Genomic DNA, 19,293 nt, shown 5'->3' with positions numbered 1-19,293 from the left:
TTATTGGTAGTTATTGTCAATTTTAAAATTTTATTAAAAAAGCTTAAAATGATTATATAAGAGATTTCTTTTAGCTGTATTGTGATTATAATACTAAAAAAATCAATTAATATTGATGTCTCTATAATAATTTATTGTGGATCTAATATTTAGACACCAGCTACAGCTAACAAAAACTTGTTCATTGCTAATTTAAAAAACTGTTTTTAAAATGAAAGAACAATAAATTCAAATATATATTTTTAAATAGTAAAAAGTATGTCTACTATGCATTATTTAAATCTAATTTAAAATTTTATGGGATGTAAAGTACCTAGGTAAAGCTAGATTATAAATTATATAAAATTAAATATCAATAGACGAAGATCCCAATATAGGACGTTATAGAAAATATTAATATAAACGATATAATTTAAATAAAAAAAATTAACCCCTGTAAATGGGGTTAATTTTTTAATATCTTCTTTATAAAATGTTTTGTTGTTTCACGATTCATTTCTGCAATAGCATCTGTTAGGGGTACTTCTTTTGGACAGGCTAAGACACAGTTTTGGGCATTGCCACATTCTTGTAAACCGCCTTTACCACTTAAAGCGTCTAGACGTTCACCTTTGTTCATCTTACCTGTAGGATGTGAATTATGCAAAGCTACTTGTCCAGCAACGAAAGGTCCCATAAAGTTAGTATTGCTATTAACATTGGGGCAAGCTTCTAAGCAAACACCACATGTCATACATTTTGATAATGCATAACGCCATTGTTGTTCTTTTTCTGATTGTCTGGGACCAGAACCAAGTTCATGTGTACCATCAATGGGAATCCATGCACGTACTTTTTTCAGAGATTCAAACATACCACGGCGTTCGATGATTAGATCACGCAAGATGGGAAATGTTTTCATGGGTTTAATCGTTATTGGTTGTTTTAAATTCACGATTAAAGCAGCACACGCTTGTTGTGGCTTACCATTTATAACCATGGAGCAAGCTCCACAAATTTGTTCTAAACAACCTGCATCCCATACCACAGGTGCTACTTTTTTTCCTTGTTTATTAACTGGATTTTTTTGTATTTCCATCAATGCTGATATAACATTCATATTTTGCCTATAAGGAACAACAAATTCTTCCGTATATGAAGGTGAATCTGGTTTGTCTTGTCTAATAATACGCAAATGCACTTCGGTTATTTTTTTTGCGCTCATTTTGCTACTCTCCCTTCTTAGCCACATCATAACGACGAGGTCTTGGTTTAATAAGAGAAGTATCGACGGGTTCATAGCTTAAAATAGGTCCTGAGGGGGAAAATTCAGCTTTGGTGGTACATAAAAATTCTTCGTCATTACGATCTGGAAATTCAGGCTTATAATGACTACCGCGGCTTTCATTTCTTTTAAGAGCTCCAACGGTAATTGCTTTAGCTAGATGGAGCATGCCTTTTAGTTGTCTTGTAAAAATAAGAGGCTGGTTACTATACTTGCTAGTATCAATACTCATATCAATATTTTCATAGCGTTCCAATAATTCACTAATTTTTTCTTCTGTTTTAGCTAAACGATCATTATATCGTACAACTGTCACATTATCGGTCATCCATTCACCTAACTCTTGATGTAATAGGTAGGGATTTTCATTTCCACGCGAATTAGACAATTTTTGTCGCTGCAATTCATATTCTTTTTTGGCTTCTTCTGCTGTCTTAAGATGTTCATCTTTGGAGATAGAAGACATATCCTTCGCATATTTCGCAGCATTAGGTCCCGCTATGGTACCCGCATAAATACATGAAAGTAATGAGTTGGCACCTAAGCGATTTGCCCCATGATATTGGTATTCGCACTCACCTGCTGCAAATAACCCAGGTATATTGGTCATTTGATCAAAATCAACCCATAATCCACCCATGGAATAATGAACAGCGGGGAAGATTTTCATGGGAACTTTACGTGGATCTTCGCCCATAAATTTTTCATATATTTCCAGGATACCACCCAGTTTAATATCCAATAGCTTAGGATCTTTATGGCTTAGGTCTAGATAAACCATATTTTTACCATCGATGCCTAATTTCATATCGACACAAACTTTAAAAATAGCTCGGGTAGCAATATCACGCGGCACTAAATTGCCGTATGCTGGATACATTTCTTCTAAAAAGTACCATGGTTTACCATCCTTATATGTAAAAACACGACCACCCTCACCACGTGCTGATTCTGACATCAAGCGCAGTTTGTCTTCACCTGGTATCGCTGTAGGATGTACTTGGATAAATTCACCATTAGCATAATATGCGCCCTGTTGATATACAGAGGCTACGGCAGAACCTGTATTTATCGTTGAATTCGTGGATTTACCAAAAATGATCCCAGGACCACCAGTAGCTAAAACAACGCTGTCACCTAGGAAAGAACGAACTTCACCGCTACGTAAATTTTCTGCTAATAAACCAATTGTTTGACCAGTTGTCTCATCACGTAAAATAGACAAGAAATCCCAATATTCATATTTGGTCACGATACCTTCACTCTCATATCGTCTTACTTGTTCATCTAAAGCATATAAGAGTTGTTGCCCTGTGGTCGCACCAGCAAAAGCAGTTCGATGGTGTTTAGTACCACCAAAACGTCTAAAATCGATCAATCCTTCAGGTGTACGATTAAAAGGTACACCCATCCGGTCCATTAAGTAAATGATACCCGGAGCCGCTTCACACATATTTTTAACTGGAGGTTGATTGGCTAAAAAATCACCACCATAAATTGTGTCATCGAAATGTTCCCATGGTGAATCACCTTCACCTTTGGTATTAACAGCTCCATTGATACCACCTTGGGCACAAACAGAATGTGAACGTCTGACGGCAACTAAAGAAAAAAGATCGACCTGAACGCCATTTTCCGCCACACGAAGGGTGGTCATTAAACCAGCTAAGCCACCTCCTACAACTAATACCTTGGCCTTACCTTGAGACATGCAAATCACACTCCTTACTCAAATAACTACAAATAATCTTGGATCGGATCTAAAAAATTATCTGATCTAAAAGCTAATATAGACTGAATACCCATAATGGAAATCACAACGAAGACAATCATCCATAAAATCGAGGAATACATCTGAGCTCGTTTACCTACGGTAATACCCCAACTAACACAAAAAGACCACATACCATTACTAAAATGAAAAACAGAAGCTATAACACCTATCATGTATAACCACATCGTGAGATCATTGGTTAAAATTTGTTGCATAAGCATAGCTATATCTTCCGCGTCATAATTATGTATAAAAACTTGTACACGCGTCTCCCATAGATGCCAAAAAATAAAAATGAGTGTAATAACACCAGTAATACGTTGTAAAACAAACATCATATTACGCGTTGTACCATAGCTTGGAAGATTGTTTTTAGCTTGAAAAGCAATGTACATACCATAAAAACCATGGTACAAAATAGGAATGAAGATGAAAAAGATCTCTAACATCATCACATAAGGTAAACTATTTAGCATCTCAACCTGTTCAATAAATGAACCTATCCCTTTAGTAGCCTTCCAATTGGTCCATAAATGGTTTAATAGAAAAGCACCCACAGGAATTACACCTAACAAAGAGTGTAAACGACGATTAATAACACTCATATTTTGTACAGCCTGTAATTTCATGAAAGATCCCTCCAATCATAACAAAAAACTTCTGAAATTTATGCCCTATAATCTTTTAAAAATAAAATATAAATACATTAATCAGACAAGCTATCCTCATTTTAAGTTAACATTTAATCAGATTGGAAATATAATGTAACTAAAATCGGATAATAAATTTTATCCTTTTTATTTATAAAAACTTATAAATCGTCAGCCATTCCCCGTTACAAAAAGGCGCAATAAATTATTCATAGGAGCAATAACAATGAAGAATAATTTATTTTTGTTATGGGCTGGTACAATTCTCTCGCTAGCTGTCTTAGAAGGCATGCATATCATTGATAAAAATAAGAAAGTTGCTCATGTACAAACAATGATTTGCAATAAAAGAATCAGTGCAAACAGTCGTCAAAATAATGTTTATATTGATCATTGTTATGATAAAACAAATGAAAATATAATCATCATCAATAATGTTAGCTCTTTATTTTCTAATTTAAAACGGCTGTTAATTGAAAAACTATTCGGTTATATCTTAACTGTTTGGCTAGAGAAGAAGAAAAAAGCTAAAGAAAATAAAGAGCTTGGACAAAATAATATAGGTAATCAATCTAAAAAAGATTAAAAAATATTTTTTTACGATGTACAAGCCCGTAAGGGGCTTGTCATTTTGAGCTGTAAATCGCCCGCCATTTTCTTTAATGATATCCTTTTTAAAATAAAGAAACAATAGTTACCCCAATATCACCTTCGCCTTGCCGTCCTAAACGAAATTTACTTACATGGCGATGCTGTGACAAAAATTTATGTACAGCTTGCCGCAAAACACCAGCTCCTTTACCATGAATAACGGTGATTTGCGCATAATTAGCCAACAGCGCAGCATCAATATATGAATCTAAAGAATTTAATGCTTCTTCAACCGTATCACCTCGGAGATTCAATTCAGGTGATACATAAGCTCGCTTATCGATTTTAAAAAAAGCTTTTTGTGTCTGTTTTGTCTTCGTAGTCTGCTTACTAACTACTTTCTCAATCTGCGCATCAGTAACAAAAACATTTTTGCCTATACCGTCAACTTCAACATTAAAACGACCCTTACTCATACTAACGATACGGCCTTCGCGATTCAAGTAATCAATGAAAATACGGTCACCAATTTGAAAAACTTTTTTGTTATGCTCATTTTTTAAAGGAACAAATTCTTTGACATTAGCAGCTTGGCGTAATTGATACTTAGCATCACTAATATGGTGATCTTTTAAATTTGTACCCTGTAATTGCTTCAATAAAGAGGCAGCTGCTTTTTCAGTACGTTCAACGATCTTCAAAGCTTCTTCTTCCATTTGTTTTTGTTGTTTCTGTACATTAATATGCCATTGCTCTTTATCTTTTAAATGAACATGCTGATCTTCAAGCATTTTGGCATATTGACGTTGAAGGTGTAATTTTTGTTCTTCTAGTTGTTTAGATTTTGTTTCTAAAGACTCAAGCATTGAATCTAAATCCTCGGAAGATTTGGTTAAATATTGTTTAGCACGCTGGACAATTGTATTTCGTAATCCTAACCTTTGCGCAATAGTTAAAGCATGACTTTTTCCAGGCAAACCTATTTGTAAGCGATAGGTCGGAGACAATGTTTTAACGTTAAATTCCATCCCGGCATTTTGCAATTGATGATGCTTATAAGCAAATATTTTCAAAGCTTCAAAATGGGTGGAAACTAACAGATGACTTTTCAATTCTAAGAATTTTTCTAACAAGGCAACCGCTAAAGCAGATCCTTCAGAAGGATCAGTACCTGCTCCTAGCTCGTCCAAAATCAAAAGAGCCGGTCCATTTGTTGGGGTATTTTCTACCATTTTAATTATATTTAAAATATTATTCAAGTGTCCTGAAAAAGTACTAAGATTTTGAACGAGATTTTGCTCATCTCCAATATCAGCTAAAATACAGCGATATAAGGGGATGTAACTACCTTCATCAACGGGTATGGGGATACCTGATTGGACAAGTAAAGCACACAAACCGACGGTTTTTAAGGAAACCGTCTTGCCGCCTGTATTAGGACCGGTAATAATTAATCCCCGCTGTTGTTCGTTTAAGGAAATATTAAAGGCAACAGCTTTGTCCATAGATAAAAGAGGATGCTTAATATTTTTTAAACATAAATCCCAATTATCTGTTATTAGCGGTAAAACAGATTTGGTTTTATGAGCAAAACGCGCAATAGCTAGTAATAGGTCAAATTTACCTACGGCTTGTTGATGTTCAGTTAAAGTTGTATGCTCTTCGGTAACTATTTGGCTTAATTGTCTTAAAATACGCTCTATTTCTAAAGACTCTTCTTTTAAGAGTTCCTGTAGGTGATTATTTTGCTCTACAATAAAAGATGGTTCAATAAAAAGTGTAGATCCCGATGTAGAACGATCATGCACAATACCAGGTACTACTTGACGCAAGTTAGTTTTAATAGGCACACAATAACGCCCATTGCGCATTGTAACAATGGGCTCTTGTAGCAGAGAACTATTTTTAGGATCACGTACAAAAAGTCGTAAGTGATCACGTATATTAGCTTGAATATGTTTTGTCTGTTTACGCAAACGTGCTAAATCAGCACTTGCAGCATCTTCTACTTTTCCGTCATCATTCAAACATCTTACTAAATCAGCTAAAAGTTCTTTAAGTTCGGCAAACTTATCAAATATTAGATAAAGCTCAGGAAAAATAGTTTTTTGGGTATCCATAACACGCATGCTTAAGCGTTTAACTTTCGTACCGATAAGAATTATATTCTTAACAGCTAATAATTGCTGCACAGATAGGGTCCCACCAACTTTAGAACGTTTCAAAGCATCCGATATATCTTGGATACCATCTAAAGATATATGTTGAACAGACAATCTAAAAAGAACCATTGTTTCATTCGAAACAGCTAAACGATAAGCTACTTGATCATAATCATTGCTCGGCTTTAGATCTGCTAAGCATTTTTTACCTATAGGAGTCTCTGGTAAAATTTTTGCTTTAACTGCCCCGTATTCCAAAGAAGCTAAGCTCCAAAATTTCATTGTCTAGAGCCTCCCTACTAATATTAAGCTTAGACAAAATAATATAAATATAAAAGTCAAAAAATAAAACGAAAAAAAGAAATAAAGAAAAAGAAAGCAAAAATAAGCTACTAAATATTAACAAAAAGCTTAAATGAATTATATAAAGAAAAACTTTAACGTCATCGACAAAAAATATGATTGCCAATTTTTTTTATCTGAGGTCTATGTTTAATCCATTTAGATGTAGCTGAATCAGGATTATAGTAATAAATAGCATTATTTACAGGATCCCATCCACGTAAAGCATCTTCAACGGCTTTACGTGAAGTTTCATCAGGTTTCAACCAAATTTGACCATCGGCTACCGCTTCAAAAGCACGATGTTGAAAAATGATACCTGTAATCGTTTTAGGAAAATTATGATCGATCATACGATTAAGAATCACAGCAGCAACAGCTACTTGACCGATATATGGTTCACCACGGGCCTCGGCATATACCGTATGAGCGATTAAATCAATTTCGCGCTCTGTAATAGGAATACGTTGTTTGCCTCTAATAGAGATATATTTAGGCTTCGTAGGTTCTTTTTGCAATTCATTCTTAACATCATTTTCTTTATCCTGACGCATTTTTTGATTTAATGATTTATTTCTTGGTCTTTCTTTTCTCTCATCTAGCTCATCATACCCTGATTTATGACGATTCAGCTCTTTTGGGATAAGCTTTTTGTGAGGTGCATCATGCGGGATAAGCTTTTTGTGAGGTTCATCATGCGGGATAAGCTTTTTGTAAGGTGCATCATGCGGGATAAGCTTTTTGTGAGGTGCATCATGCGGGATAAGCTTTTTGTAAGGTGCATCATGCGGGATAAGCTTTTTGTGAGGTTCATCATGCGGGATAAGCTTTTTGTGAGGTGCATCATGCGGGATAAGCTTTTTGTGAGGTTCATCATGCGGGATAAGCTTTTTGTGAGGTGCATCATGCGGGATAAGCTTTTTGTGAGGTGCATCATGCGGTATAAGCTTTTGTTTCATATCATGTGTATGATGATGACGATGTGACAAATGATCATTTTCTAGATTGTCAGGTGTATGATAGGGAACATCTGGGAGTTCGTCATGTAATAAAGGTGGATTTGATGGTGTGTTTTGTTGGTCATATTGTTGACGTTCTTCAAGAGTGTGATCACGGTAAGGTATATATTTGTGATCATTTTGTTCGTCATCAGAAGAAATTTCTGATTTATAAGGTTTATCATATTTATAATCTTTGGTTAAGCGCATATCTCGATCATTAGCTGCATCTTTTTTATCATATTCTAAGTTGTTGTCTAACGTATGATGTTTATGATGCGCCTTATATTTATATGGTGGTTCTTTTTTGTGATGTGTAGATTTTTTATGGTTTTTATGATGCTTATGGTGATGTTGATATTTTTGTTTGTATTGTCTTCTAACATACCCATGATCAGATTCGTTGGTTGTGAATCCTCTCTGCCTAAACATGTGAGCCATAAATTGTAAAGCAGCACCAAATTGAATACGCTGTGTTTGGATATAAGGGTGTGCTGAGGTGACTGGTGGTTGAAAAAATAAAGGAATAGTTAGCAAAATTAATAAACCAGGATAAAGCCAACGATAAGACATCAACATATACCTCCCTACTTCCAGCAAGGAAGGTTACAGGGATTCGTTTTAGAATACCACATGATAATAATGTTGATGCATGCAGTATTTGTGCTATCCTTTATATGGTTTATTTTGTAAAAAGAATTTATCGGTGTTATTAGCATCATAAGTGTTATTGCCTGGTTTGTTGTATATATCCCATGACCAATTTTCAAGCATTTTTTTAGCGATAACCGAATTTTGAAATAAATCCTCTTTAGTTTCATGCGGAAATAATCTGAAAATAGATAATAAAAATAAAGATATAAGGATAGCTTTCGCTAAACCAAATATCGTACCTAAAAGACCATCTACTTGACGTAATAATGGCAATCTTATAATTGGTTTTAAAATCATTAGCAGAAATGATGATATCATCTTACCGAAGAAAAAGAAGACGAACAAACTAATGATAATGATCAAAGGTAATGATGTCATGCTCTCAATATTTTGCCACATAAGGAAGATCAAACTTATTGCGATGATAAAACCAAAGATGCTGAGAAATTGAGCAACGATACCACGTTGATAACCATAAAAGGCAGATAGCAATAAAAAGAGCATAAGAAAAAGATCGATCATAGCTTATGTCCACCTCACTTATGGTGTTTTATCTTCAATTAATGTTACCAATTCTTCATGTTTTTGTGTCAATTTCAAATAATCACCCGCTATGTTAATTGCAGAAAGGATGGCAAGTTTCGTGAAATCTAAACGCGGATCAGCCTTAGCTAATTTTTTCATCATTTGATCAACATATTGGGCTGTTTTAATAATATCATCTTCTTGTTCTTCTCCCATAATATGGTATTGCTGACCATAAATTTCAATCATGAGTTTATTTTGCAAAAAAAACGCTCCCTTAAGATATGTATTTAATCACGAAGCGTTATGCCAAGCTCTTTTGCTAAACAGTTCAATAGGTTATTTATAATTTCTTTTAATTCGGTGTCTTGGAGCGTTCTTTCAGCACTTTGAAAAACAAGAGCATAAGCTAAGCTTTTATGATTTGACGCTAAATTGCCCGCTTTAAAAACATCGAACAGCGTAACATCAACCAGTAATGGTCCCGCATTTTTTTTAATAACCTCGATGATTTGAGCATGGGAAATATCTTCATCAGCAACAAGCGCGATATCACGGCGAATACAAGGAAAAATCGCCCAAGGTTTAATATTAAGCGCCGGATGTGTCTGTATGTTATCCCATTGCAAAACAGCTGCTGACACATTAGTAGCTAAATCATAATCTTGACAAATATTTTGCCGCAATTCACCTAAATATCCCATAATTTCTTGTCCGTCTGCTTGTTTAATAGCAGAAGTTCTAAAGGGATGAAAGTTATGTGTACGGATCTGTTCATATGTGAATTTCATGCCTAAATAATCTGCTAAAGAAGTTAGAATACCTTTTAAAGCATAAAAATTACCTGGTGAAGGTAAATGCTGGTGTGAAAGAGCAGTCATTTTATTCCCTACACCCAAGAGTACGAGTTCCCATTTCTCAATCGCTGTATTATTTGGCCCTTTATGATATGTACGGGCTAATTCAAACCAACGTTGTACATGATGACCATGACGCCAATTATGTGCTGCAACAGACAATAGTGAAGGTAATAAGGTTGTTCTTAAAACGTTATATTCACTACTCATCGGGTTCGTTAATGACCACATGATTTTATCATTGTCTTGCAATTTAGGGTCTTGCCATTTCAGGATTTCTTTTTTACTTAATAAGCTATATGTACAAGCCTCTTGAAAACCCCAATGAACTAATAAAGAGCGTACTTGACGTCTTTGTTTTTGCGCTAAAGTTAAACCTTTATATTGTTGAATAAAGGTGGGAAATGTTTTAGGAACGCGGTGCCACCCGTGTATCCTTACGATTTCTTCGATAATATCGATTTCTGTCTGTAAATCAGGTCGAAAATCATCAACCACAATTTCGTATTTACCATGTTGTACGTTTGTAGTCAATCTTAAGCGTTGTAAAATATTTTCGACTGTTGAAGTAGCTAATTCGTAACCTAATGTTTTTGTTAAATGTTGTTGCTGTAAAGTTATAACCCGTTCATTACGACTTATCTGTGAATCAGCAAGCAACACAACAGGACCAGTCGTATTAGCATCAGCCAATTCAGTTAACAATTGGATAGCACGCGTTAATGCTTTCATTGCCAAGACAGGCGTACAACCACCTTTAGCAAAGCGCATGGCTGAAGATGTTTTATATTGTAAATGACGAGCCGTTTGACGTAAAAGAAAAGAAGGAAAACACGCTGATTCAAGCAAAATATCCGTTGTTTGATGATCAATACTTGCTGCTTTACCGCCAATTATACCAGCTAAAGCAAGTATTTGTTTGTCATCGCTTAAAACTAATGATCCCAAAGGTAACGTTTTTTGTTGGTCGTGTAAATCAATAAATTTGGTCTGGTTTTTCGTCGTATGGAGTTGCAAATTACCATTGATTTTATGCATATCAAAAATATGCATAGGATATCCAGTTTCTAAAAAAACAAGTTGTGTAATATCAACAAGTAATGAATGAGGCCTAATACCAGACATGATCAAACGATTTTTAATCCACATAGGTGTGGGCTGTATTTTAACATCAATTAAACGCTGACAAGCATAAAAAGCACAAAGATCCTTTTTTTCGGTCGTTACCTCAAGGTGTTGTGATCCAAGCATAGGAAAAGGTTTTAGATGTGGCAAATAAACTTCACGTGATAAAATAGCACCTACTTCAATAGCTAATCCATGTATACCGAGGATATCAGTACGATTAGCGGTAGGGGCAAGTACCAAAACTGTATCGAGCAAAGCTAGATGTTGTAAAATATCTTCACCTAGTGAAGAAGCTTCATCTAGGACCATGATACCCCCTTCAGCAGATGTATCCATAGGCAAACCAAGTTCTTTCGCCGAACAAATCATTCCGTATGAAGTAATACCGCGCAAAGAAGTTTTTTTAATTTTTATACCACCTGGTAACGTTGCACCTATCTTAGCTACAGGAACATGCTGCCCTTTTTTGACATTTTTTGCACCACAAACAATATTTAATGGTTCATCATTTTTATCGATAATAACCGTACATATTTTCAAACGATCTGCTTGAGGATGTGGTTGTACATCTTGTACATATCCCACTACAACATGCTGGATTATTTCCTGATAAGCAATAATTTCTTCTACTTCGATACCCGCTAAAGTTAGTTTTTCAGCCAAAGCGATAGGGGTCGTGTCTTTCAAATCAACATATTCAGCTAGCCATTTGTAAGAAACACGCATAATTAAAATTCCCCCTATTTAGAACGCAACTGCGTTAGCAGGCGTAAATCGTTTTCATATATGACTCGTATATCTTCAATTCCATGGCGTAACATGACAAGGCGATCAACACCTACTCCGATCGCAAAGCCTGTAAATTGGGCATGTGTTTTTTGTAAAACATAGGGATGGATCATTCCAGCACCTAGAACTTCTACAAAACCTTTTTGGGGATGTTTAATATCAACTTCAAGACTAGGTTCCGTAAAAGGAAAATAGCTCGCACGAAAACGAAGTTGAATTTGTGGTCCCAATAATTGTCTTAAGAAGTGATCTAAGAGGCCATGTAAGTCACCAATAGTAAGCTCCTTATCAATAGCCATAACTTCAAATTGATGAAATTGATGCGAATGTGTTGCATCATCACGATCACGTCGATAAACACGTCCTGGTGATATCATCCGCAATACTTGTCCTGCTTTTCTTTGCATACAGCGAATCTGTGCTGGAGAAGTATGTGTACGAAGCAATAAGTCGTCTTCAAGATAAAAAGAATCTTGCATATCTCTCGCAGGATGTTCTTTAGGAATATTTAATAGATTAAAATTGTAGTTATCATTTTCAATCTCCGGACCATCTTCAACTTGATAACCGATACCCAGGAAAAAATCTTCTAATTCCTCTATCATCGCTGTGATCGGATGATAAACTGCAATGATTGGTTGATGACCCGGGACCGTAATATCAATTTGTTCTTGTTGTAATTTCTGCTCTAAAGCAATTTCAGTCAATTGTTTCATACATGAATTAAACGCATCCGTAAGTTCTTTACGCACCTCATTAGCTATCTGTCCTACCTGAGGCCTCACTGCTGGATCTAGTTTAGACATATGCTGTAATTGCTGCGTCAAATGTCCCTTTTTGCCTAAATAAAGTGTCTTCCATGCCTGTAATTCTTTTACCGTGGTTATATCTACTAAAAACGACAAAGCCTTTGAACGAAGTTCATGAAGTTGTTCCTTAATGCGTAAAACCCCCTCGAATCATAAAAAATTTTTAGCATTTCAGCCTTTTATCATTTCTCCATTGAATATTGCCAATTATAAGAAGCTATGCATAATGAACCTGCTACAGCCACATTTAATGATTCCGTATCTTTTGTCATCGGTATCCGAACACTTTTATGTGCCAAAGAAGCTAAATCAGCTGAAATACCGTGCGCTTCATTTCCTAATACCAAAGCAACTTTTGATGACCATGTAACATTAGGTAACGTTTGCTCACCAAGCGCCTTTGCTAACCAAAAAACAACGCCTTGTTCATGCAATTGACGGTATATATCAGGTAGATTGACGATAAAAAGGGGTAAACGCCATATAGCACGCCTAGCAGCACGAATGGTTTTGGATTGAAATGGATCCGCTGTACCATGACCTATAAAAATAGCTGTTACACCAAAAGCAAAAGCTGTTCTAATCAAAGTACCTACATTACCAGGATCTTGTACTTCATCAAGACAAAGAAAAAAAGCGCGTTTTGCAAAATTTCCCTCCAATGACGTAAATTCCCAGCGCGGTAAAGGCGCAATAGCTATCATATGCTGCGGTGTTTTGGTCATTGAAAGTTTCTTAATGACAAAAGAAGGCACTTTATAAAAAATGATTTTTTTATAACTGAAATAATCAGCAAACACCAAAGATTCTTTGTAATCTTGATCTACAAGGACGTGGACATCATCCATATCCTGACAAAGTTCTTGGATAACATTAGGTCCTTCTACGATAAATAAACCATATGCGATACGACCTTTTTTAGTTTGTAATTTTTGCCAAATCCTGATCTGTTTTTGTGTTGGTACCAAATATGTATTGGTAAAGCGACCTATAGAATCCTCAACACCTTTCTGTATAAACAGCTATCTTTTAACACATGCTTTAGATAAAAAGGAGTTGTCATAAATTTTATGATACCAATTAAAGAAGCCGTAAAAAAGAAGGTCCAAAAATTATCACCTCAAGAATTATCCTCTTTAGTTGAAGATGCTAGAAATTCTCAAGAAGAGAAAATGTTGCCAGGGTTAGGTGTATTATTTTCTTTAGTCTGGGAAAATAGTGACAAGACAGAACAAGAAGCGATTATCCGTAATTTACATGCTGGTATCAATAAAGTATAAAATTATTTCCTAAAATTATATGTTTTATTAAAATTATAAAATAAACTAAAATAATATGTTTTTAAAAAATGAAAGGATGTTTTAATACCATGAAAGATGCAGGTAGAACTTCACCTCATAGTTTTCGTAAAACGAATCATCGACCAAACAGTAGTAATAAAGTACCGAAAGGAGAAAATATCGGACCTATACCTCAGCAACATTTTCATTCTAGTCCAGGGAAAACATCAGGGAAAAAAAATGAGCATCCCTAAGAGTTTAGCAATTAAAGGGTTGAAAATACAGAAAAAGCACCAAAAAAATAAATGAATTTAAAAATCATTACAAAAACGACTTCTATTAATCCTGTATTTTTAGCCATTTTTCTATAACATTATCCACCGTAAAACCTCTTTGTTGCAATAATAAACTTCCCGGTGCAGAAGCACCAAAGTTATCCACACCAATAACACAACCCTTTGAACCGACAAATCGCTCCCAACCTTGGGATGAAGAAGCTTCAATGGCAATCCGTTTTGTTAAATGAGCAGGTAAAACTTCTTCTTGATAAGCATCATCTTGCGAAAGGAAAAGTTCCCAACTAGGCATACTAACAACATTTACAAAAATCGCTTGTTGAGCTAATTTTTTAGCAGCGTCCAGAGCTAAGGAAACTTCAGATCCTGTGGCTATAAAAATACCTTGGGGTTGATCGCTCTTCAACAGCGTATACCCGCCTTTTATTACATCTTTTAAACAACTATGTGTCTCGGACAAAACAGGTAGTGCTTGCCGGCTTAAAATTAAAGCCACGGGTCCTTCTCTTTTGGTTAACGCATATTGCCATGCTATAACAGTTTCATAAGCATCAGCGGGGCGTATAACGGTTAAGTTTGGTATGCTCCTTAAAGAAGCTAAGTGTTCAACTGGTTGATGTGTAGGTCCATCTTCACCAACAGCTAAACTATCATGGGTGAAAACATATATAGCTGGTAATTTGCTAAGCGCAGCTAGACGAATTGCGGGTCTTAAATAATCAGAAAAAACAAAAAAAGTCGAACAGAAAGCTAATAAGCCTTTATGCAACATGATACCATTGATGATTGAACCCATGGCATGTTCACGAACACCAAAGTAAATATTTCTTCCTTCGTGATTATTTTGATTAAAATGCCCAGCATTTGGCAACGTTGTGTTGTTAGATGAAGCTAAATCCGCAGATCCACCGATCAACCAAGGTGTTATTGGCGTTATTTTGGTCAAAAAAGCACCAGAAGCCTCACGTGTAGAAAATTTATCAGGAAACTTTAATGAAAGCTCTATATGAGGAAAAGTACCTTCCATGGCTGATAGTAAAGCTGATGCTAGCTTTGGGAATTTCGCTTCATATGCTTGCCAAATTTTTAACCATTTATTATATGAAAGTTCTATTTTTTGCTGTATATGCCAAAAATGGTTTTTTACATCAGGTGCGATATAAAAAGGTGTTTTATGATCCCATTTATAAGCTTTTTTCACAAGGTCAAACTCAGCTTCACCCAATGGTTTACCGTGAGCTTCTGATGTGCCAGAACGATTAGGACTACCATAACCAATAGTCGTTTTAACAATAATCAACGATGGCTTTTGCGTAACTTTTTGCGCTTCTTTTAAAGCAGCTGTAATTTTATCCACATCGTTACCATCTTCAACAGTTAAAACATGCCAATTTTGCGCCTTAAAACGCATCACGGTGTCCTCTGAATAAGTCTGATTTAAAGGTCCATCGAGAATAACATCATTAGCATCATAAAGAACAATCAATTTACCTAACCCTAAATGTCCCGCCAAAGAACAAGCCTCGTATGAAACGCCTTCCATCAGATCGCCATCGCCACATAAAACATATGTATAATGATCAATAATCTTGAAATCTGGCCGATTATATAAAGTAGCTAGATTAGCTTCCGCAATCGCCATACCCACACCATTAGCAATACCCTGCCCTAAAGGTCCCGTTGTGGCATCAACACCAGGTGTGTGACCATATTCAGGATGACCTGGCGTAATACTGCCAGCTTGACGGAAAGCACGCAAATCATCTTCAGTAACCCCATAACCGAAAAGATGAAGCAAACTATATAACAAAGCCGAACCATGACCAGCCGATAAGACAAAACGATCACGATTAAACCACGTAGGATTTTGAGGACTATGCCTTCTAATATTAGCAAAAAGCGCATAAGCCATCGCAGCAGCACCCATAGGTAACCCTGGATGTCCTGATTTAGCATGTTCAACTTGCTCTATAGAAAATATACGAAGTGTATTAATCGCGTCATCTTGTATAGAAAGGATATCTTTTATCTTAAATACCTCCTAAGTTTATATTCATTTCTCGATGTTGATTTATTACTTTATTACTTTATTACTTTATTACTTTATTGCTTTATTACTTTATTGCTTTATTACTTTATTACTTTATTACTTTATTGCTTTATTGCTTTATTGCTTTATTACTCTATTGCTCTATTACTTTATTGATTTATACATGATCAAGCCATAATGTGAATGGTCCATCATTGGTTAAAGATACATCCATATCAGCACCAAAATGTCCCATTTGTAACGGGATGTTTGTTTCTAACATATGTTGACAAAATTGTTGGAATAATAATAAAGCAATTTCTTTAGGAGCAGCATCACCTGTTAGTGATGGTCTGGTGCCTTTTTTTGTTTCAGCATATAAAGTGAATTGAGAAACAATTAAAAGGCTTCCTGCAATATCTTGGATATTTTTTGCTAAAAGACCTGTATGATCAGGGAAAACGCGTAAATTTTTGATTTTATTAGCCATCCAGCTAAATGTAGCCTTATTATCGTTTTTACCCATGGCTACAAATAATAGCAGTCCTTGCTTTATTTGTGCCACAAAAAGATCATCAATGGTTACAGACGCAGCTTTAACGCGCTGAAGAAGCACGCGCACTTTAATAACCCCTTTATGCCTTATGCCTTTTAACGCTGTCTATATCCGGCATTTGTTTTATTTTCTGCAAAATATAAAGCATATGTTGTTTGTTTGAAACATTGAGCTGCAGGTCAATAACCGCCATACATTTGGCTGTTTTTCGAGCATGCACAGAAACTAAAGTAGCTTTTTCACTATATATAGTTTGTAGAACACTATGCAGAAGACCGCCTCGATCAGAACCTGTAATTTCAATTTCTGACATATAAGAGTTAGCTTTAGAAGGTTCATTTGCATCATCAACCCAAGAAACAGGTACTTTACGCTCATCGACGATCTTTAACAAATTGGCACATGACACTCGATGAACAGCAATGCCCCTGCCTTTAGTCACATGACCTAAGATGTCATCACCAGGTAGGGGATAGCAACATCTTGACATACGAATAAGCATATTGGTTAAATTAGCTACTTCGACATCGCTTGTACGATTCACATTTTTTCGCAAACGGTAATCATGTTTATCAGTTGTCTGATTACCTTTAACTTTTACCGACTGTTCTTCTTTTTTTAGTATAGCAATAATTTGAGCTGGTAGAAAGCTACCTACACCTATACTAGCAAAAAGATCATCGGCATTATTAAAATTAAGTTCTTTAGCTGCAGATGTTAAATAAGCTGCTGTAACATTTAAATTATGCTTGCGCATAACCTCTTCTAATATATCACGACCTTTAGCAATGTTTTCGTCTCGCCATTGGCGGCGAAAAAAGTTTCGTATACGATTGCGAGCTAAAGAAGATTGTACAATGTTTAACCAATCACGTTTAGGTCCCATATTATTTTTAGAAGTTAGAATTTCTACAATATCACCTGTGTGCAGCTTGTAATCAAGCGCTACAATGTTACCGTTTACTTTTGCGCCTATGCAACCAAAACCAACTTCCGTATGAATACGAAAAGCAAAATCTAATGGATAAGACCCTACAGGTAATTCAAGCACATCACCATTGGGTGTGAAAACAAAAACCGAGGCCGTAAACCAATCCATTTTTAAACATTCGACAAATTCTTGGGCATTGCGTGTATGTTGTTGCAAACTTAACATCTCTTTGCAAAATTGTAATTTATTAGCTATACCCTGTGTGGGAACATTAGTTTTTTCTTTATAGGCCCAATGCGCAGCAATACCATATTCAGCTGTAAGGTGCATTTCTTCTGTTCTAATTTGCACTTCTAGTGGTTCAGCCCTTGGCCCCATCACAGTGGTATGCAGCGATTGATACATATTAGCTTTAGGCACAGCAATGTAGTCTTTAAATCGACTAGGCATGGGTTTCCAAACAGTATGTACTACACCAAGGACGGAATAACAGTCACGTACATTTTTTAATAAAATGCGTATAGCCATAAGATCATATATTTCATGGAATGGTTTGTTTTGTTCTTTCATTTTACAATAAATACTATAGATATGTTTCGGTCGGCCAGAGATCTCAATAATATTTAGTTTTAAGTTCTGAAATTTCGTTCTCAAGATACTAATAATTTCATCTAAATATTTTTCTCGGTCCTTACGATTTGTTTTCATAAGATTAGCAATAGAATAATATTTATTTGGATCTAAATAACGTAAAGAAATATCTTCTAATTCCCAACGAAATTTCGATATACCTAAACGACGAGCTAAAGGCGCAAAGATCTCCAATGTTTCTTCAGCAATGCGTTTCTGTTTATAAGCTGGCATATGAAAAAGTGTCCGCAAATTATGTAACCGGTCCGCTAATTTAATAATGACTACGCGTAAATCTTTGGCCATTGCTAGAAACATTTTACGATAATTTTCTGCTTGATGGTCCGCACGCGAATGATATTGAACTCGTTTTAATTTAGTTACGCCATCAACCAATTCGCGAACTGTTGCACCAAATTTAGCTTCAATATCGTCCAGATTAACAGCTGTGTCTTCGACAACATCATGTAACAAAGCTGATATAAGTGCATAGACGTCTAGTTGTAGTCCAGCTACAATTTCTGTTACAGCAATCGGATGCCAAATATATGGATCGCCTGAACGCCGAAATTGTTCAAAGTGAGCTTTGTTAGCAAAAGCGTAGGCCTCATGTAAGATATCCATATCTTTTTCTTCTAGATATAATGCTGCTTTATTGAATAAAGATTTTGCTGGCATATAACACCATCCTATCTGGAATTATAAGATGATAGATATGATAATTTCCTTTGTATGGATTATCTCTTAATCATACATAGTTGTAAAATGGCTTTTTGTCATAAAGAAGTAGGCACCTTTTTAGGTGCCTTGCTTTCATTCGTCATTATTGATTATCATTTTTTTTCTTCAAAGCACTTAAAAATGTTTTGATAAAGCCGCCGATAAATTTTGGTAACTTGAAGGTGTAAAATCGCATTTAAAATCCACTCCTTCTTCCGCAGTTTAATATCCTAAGTATATTTAGAAAAATTCACCATACCTGATTTAGTACATTTATAAGGATACAGGGGGAGAAATACTGCATTATA

General features: G+C 35.5%; 16 protein-coding genes and 1 pseudogene. 3 read left to right on the top strand and 14 right to left on the bottom strand.

The window, feature by feature from the left end; all coding sequences use genetic code 11:
* Positions 1-445: 445 nt before the first annotated feature.
* Genes sdhB through VS182_RS04415 form a run of 3 tightly spaced genes read right to left on the bottom strand, consistent with a single transcriptional unit; the run spans position 446 to position 3,667 of the window.
* Positions 446-1,204, bottom strand: a complete 759-nt coding sequence (gene sdhB, locus VS182_RS04425) for a succinate dehydrogenase iron-sulfur subunit (RefSeq protein WP_479483976.1) — start codon at positions 1,202-1,204, stop codon at positions 446-448.
* 4 nt (positions 1,205-1,208) lie between these two features.
* Complete coding sequence (gene sdhA / locus VS182_RS04420) at positions 1,209-2,975, bottom strand: succinate dehydrogenase flavoprotein subunit (RefSeq protein ID WP_479483975.1); 1,767 nt, start codon at positions 2,973-2,975, stop codon at positions 1,209-1,211.
* Between the two features lie 26 nt (positions 2,976-3,001).
* Positions 3,002-3,667 carry a succinate dehydrogenase cytochrome b558 subunit gene (locus VS182_RS04415; RefSeq protein ID WP_479483974.1) on the bottom strand — a complete coding sequence of 222 codons (666 nt, stop codon included), beginning with the start codon at positions 3,665-3,667 and terminating at the stop codon, positions 3,002-3,004.
* Positions 3,668-3,914: 247 nt separating this feature from the next.
* On the opposite strand from VS182_RS04415, the gene VS182_RS04410 reads away from it, so the two are divergent.
* Positions 3,915-4,274 (top strand): hypothetical protein, encoded by a 360-nt coding sequence (locus VS182_RS04410; protein ID WP_479492346.1) that lies wholly within the window; start codon positions 3,915-3,917, stop codon positions 4,272-4,274.
* Positions 4,275-4,362: 88 nt separating this feature from the next.
* On the opposite strand, the gene VS182_RS04405 is transcribed toward VS182_RS04410, so the two are convergent.
* From VS182_RS04405 to VS182_RS04375, 7 genes and pseudogenes are all read right to left on the bottom strand, one after another.
* Positions 4,363-6,723 carry an endonuclease MutS2 gene (locus VS182_RS04405; protein ID WP_479492345.1) on the bottom strand — a complete coding sequence of 787 codons (2,361 nt, stop codon included), beginning with the start codon at positions 6,721-6,723 and terminating at the stop codon, positions 4,363-4,365.
* 161 nt (positions 6,724-6,884) lie between these two features.
* A pseudogene (locus VS182_RS04400) lies at positions 6,885-7,226 on the bottom strand (cell wall hydrolase); the annotation flags it as partial.
* A 1,221-nt stretch (positions 7,227-8,447) separates the two neighbouring features.
* On the bottom strand, positions 8,448-8,957 hold the full coding sequence (locus VS182_RS04395; protein ID WP_479483971.1) for a CvpA family protein: 510 nt from the start codon (positions 8,955-8,957) through the stop codon (positions 8,448-8,450).
* An 18-nt stretch (positions 8,958-8,975) separates the two neighbouring features.
* Positions 8,976-9,224: a cell division protein ZapA gene (locus tag VS182_RS04390; RefSeq protein ID WP_479483970.1), complete on the bottom strand. Its 249-nt coding sequence runs from the start codon at positions 9,222-9,224 to the stop codon at positions 8,976-8,978.
* 26 nt (positions 9,225-9,250) lie between these two features.
* Complete coding sequence (gene pheT, locus VS182_RS04385; RefSeq protein WP_479483969.1) at positions 9,251-11,671, bottom strand: phenylalanine--tRNA ligase subunit beta; 2,421 nt, start codon at positions 11,669-11,671, stop codon at positions 9,251-9,253.
* A 14-nt stretch (positions 11,672-11,685) separates the two neighbouring features.
* Positions 11,686-12,639: a phenylalanine--tRNA ligase subunit alpha gene (pheS, locus tag VS182_RS04380; RefSeq protein ID WP_479483968.1), complete on the bottom strand. Its 954-nt coding sequence runs from the start codon at positions 12,637-12,639 to the stop codon at positions 11,686-11,688.
* Positions 12,640-12,725: 86 nt separating this feature from the next.
* Positions 12,726-13,511 carry a TrmH family RNA methyltransferase gene (locus tag VS182_RS04375; RefSeq protein ID WP_479483967.1) on the bottom strand — a complete coding sequence of 262 codons (786 nt, stop codon included), beginning with the start codon at positions 13,509-13,511 and terminating at the stop codon, positions 12,726-12,728.
* A gap of 102 nt (positions 13,512-13,613) precedes the next feature.
* Here VS182_RS04375 and sspI point away from each other — a divergent pair, with 102 nt between their 5' ends.
* Together sspI and VS182_RS04365 are read left to right on the top strand one after the other, a co-directional pair.
* Positions 13,614-13,823 (top strand): small acid-soluble spore protein SspI, encoded by a 210-nt coding sequence (gene sspI, locus VS182_RS04370; protein ID WP_479483966.1) that lies wholly within the window; start codon positions 13,614-13,616, stop codon positions 13,821-13,823.
* Positions 13,824-13,912: 89 nt separating this feature from the next.
* Positions 13,913-14,077, top strand: coding sequence for a hypothetical protein (locus tag VS182_RS04365; RefSeq protein WP_479483965.1), 165 nt, complete (start codon positions 13,913-13,915; stop codon positions 14,075-14,077).
* An 85-nt stretch (positions 14,078-14,162) separates the two neighbouring features.
* Here VS182_RS04365 and tkt read toward each other — a convergent pair whose 3' ends face one another.
* From tkt to spoVM, 4 genes are all read right to left on the bottom strand, one after another.
* Complete coding sequence (gene tkt, locus VS182_RS04360; RefSeq protein WP_479485150.1) at positions 14,163-16,139, bottom strand: transketolase; 1,977 nt, start codon at positions 16,137-16,139, stop codon at positions 14,163-14,165.
* 187 nt (positions 16,140-16,326) lie between these two features.
* Positions 16,327-16,770 carry a D-aminoacyl-tRNA deacylase gene (gene dtd / locus VS182_RS04355; RefSeq protein ID WP_479483964.1) on the bottom strand — a complete coding sequence of 148 codons (444 nt, stop codon included), beginning with the start codon at positions 16,768-16,770 and terminating at the stop codon, positions 16,327-16,329.
* Positions 16,771-16,783: 13 nt separating this feature from the next.
* Entirely contained in the window at positions 16,784-18,943 is a 2,160-nt protein-coding gene (locus tag VS182_RS04350) for a RelA/SpoT family protein (protein ID WP_479483963.1), read from the bottom strand.
* Between the two features lie 145 nt (positions 18,944-19,088).
* Positions 19,089-19,181, bottom strand: coding sequence for a stage V sporulation protein SpoVM (spoVM, locus tag VS182_RS04345; RefSeq protein WP_479483962.1), 93 nt, complete (start codon positions 19,179-19,181; stop codon positions 19,089-19,091).
* Between the last annotated feature and the right edge of the window lie 112 nt (positions 19,182-19,293).

This window comes from Pasteuria ramosa (genome assembly GCF_056496785.1).
This window is presented reverse-complemented; position numbering and strand designations above follow the sequence as displayed.

Coding starts and splice junctions, on each gene's coding strand:
- sdhB (WP_479483976.1), bottom strand. CDS start 1,204: ATGAGCGCAAAAAAAATAACCGAAGTGCATTTGCGTATTATTAGACAA.
- sdhA (WP_479483975.1), bottom strand. CDS start 2,975: ATGTCTCAAGGTAAGGCCAAGGTATTAGTTGTAGGAGGTGGCTTAGCT.
- VS182_RS04415 (WP_479483974.1), bottom strand. CDS start 3,667: ATGAAATTACAGGCTGTACAAAATATGAGTGTTATTAATCGTCGTTTA.
- VS182_RS04410 (WP_479492346.1), top strand. CDS start 3,915: ATGAAGAATAATTTATTTTTGTTATGGGCTGGTACAATTCTCTCGCTA.
- VS182_RS04405 (WP_479492345.1), bottom strand. CDS start 6,723: ATGAAATTTTGGAGCTTAGCTTCTTTGGAATACGGGGCAGTTAAAGCA.
- VS182_RS04395 (WP_479483971.1), bottom strand. CDS start 8,957: ATGATCGATCTTTTTCTTATGCTCTTTTTATTGCTATCTGCCTTTTAT.
- pheT (WP_479483969.1), bottom strand. CDS start 11,671: ATGCGTGTTTCTTACAAATGGCTAGCTGAATATGTTGATTTGAAAGAC.
- sspI (WP_479483966.1), top strand. CDS start 13,614: ATGATACCAATTAAAGAAGCCGTAAAAAAGAAGGTCCAAAAATTATCA.
- VS182_RS04365 (WP_479483965.1), top strand. CDS start 13,913: ATGAAAGATGCAGGTAGAACTTCACCTCATAGTTTTCGTAAAACGAAT.
- VS182_RS04350 (WP_479483963.1), bottom strand. CDS start 18,943: ATGCCAGCAAAATCTTTATTCAATAAAGCAGCATTATATCTAGAAGAA.
- spoVM (WP_479483962.1), bottom strand. CDS start 19,181: ATGCGATTTTACACCTTCAAGTTACCAAAATTTATCGGCGGCTTTATC.